Source organism: Psychrobacter sp. 1U2, from assembly GCF_051847575.1.
Map to the genome: position 1 here is coordinate 1 of NZ_JBPYDC010000183.1, position 1,490 is coordinate 1,490.

Sequence of the window (1,490 nt, forward strand, 5' to 3'; positions counted from 1 at the left end):
GGAAATCAGTAACCTGATTAAGCAGCGTATTCAAGACCTTGATGCGGGTGCGACTGCAAAGAATGAAGGCACGATTGTCAAAGTATCTGACGGTATCGTGCAGATTCATGGTCTTGAAGATGCCATGTACGGCGAAATGATTGAGTTTGAAGGCGAAATCTATGGAATGGCGCTTAACTTAGAGCGTGATTCTGTCGGCGCGGTAGTACTTGGTGATTACCTACAGCTGCAAGAAGGTCAAAAAGCCTATTGTACTGGTCGTATTCTTGAAGTACCAGTAGGTCCTGAGCTGCTAGGCCGTGTTGTTGACGCCTTGGGTAATCCTATTGATGGCAAAGGTCCTATCAATGCTAAAATGACTGATAAAGTCGAGAAAATCGCCCCAGGCGTTATTGATCGTCAATCAGTCGACCAGCCAGTAATGACCGGCTATAAAGCTGTTGATACCATGATTCCAATTGGTCGTGGTCAGCGTGAGCTTATCATTGGTGACCGTCAGACGGGTAAAACCGCGATGGCTATCGATGCGATCATTGCACAGAAATCATCTGGTATTAAGTGTGTATACGTGGCCATCGGCCAAAAACGTTCTACGATTGCTAACGTTGTACGTAAGCTTGAGCAGACTGGTGCCTTAGAATACACGACAGTTGTCGTCGCTTCAGCGTCAGAGCCAGCAGCACTTCAGTATATCGCACCGTACTCAGGTTGTACGATGGGCGAATATTTCCGTGACCGCGGTGAAGATGCATTGATTGTATTTGACGATTTATCAAAGCAAGCAGTCGCTTATCGTCAGATTTCACTATTGTTACGTCGTCCGCCAGGTCGTGAAGCGTATCCTGGTGACGTATTCTATTTACATTCACGTTTACTTGAGCGTGCCTCACGCGTAAACGCGGACTATGTAGAAAACTTTACCAATGGTGAAGTAAAAGGTAAAACGGGTTCTTTAACTGCACTACCTATTATCGAAACCCAAGCAGGTGACGTATCAGCATTCGTACCGACTAACGTGATCTCGATCACTGACGGTCAGATATTCTTAGAGTCAAGCCTATTTAACTCAGGTATTCGTCCTGCTGTTAACGCTGGTATCTCAGTTTCTCGTGTTGGTGGTGCGGCTCAGACAAAAATCATCAAAAAGCTCTCTGGTGGTATTCGTACCGCGCTAGCACAGTATCGTGAATTGGCTGCGTTTGCTCAGTTCGCCTCTGACCTTGATGATGCCACTCGTGAACAGCTTGATCATGGTGAGCGTGTCACTGAACTTATGAAGCAAAAACAGTATCAGCCAATGTCTGTTTCTGAGCAAGCAGCGGTTATCTATGCTTCAAACGAAGGGTTCTTAGCTGATGTGCCAGTAGAAAAGATTGGTGCTTTCGAAGAAGCTTACTTACGCTACATGCATGATGAGCAAAGTGAATTGATGCGCGAGATTGATGATACTGCGAATTACAACGATGATATCGCAGGTCGTTTAAAGTCAG

General features: G+C 45.8%; 1 protein-coding gene. It reads left to right on the plus strand.

The window, feature by feature from the left end; translation table 11 throughout:
* Positions 1-1,490 (plus strand): F0F1 ATP synthase subunit alpha (gene atpA / locus ACS8FD_RS14295; protein WP_439276349.1); only part of this gene is annotated, 1,490 nt, incomplete at both ends.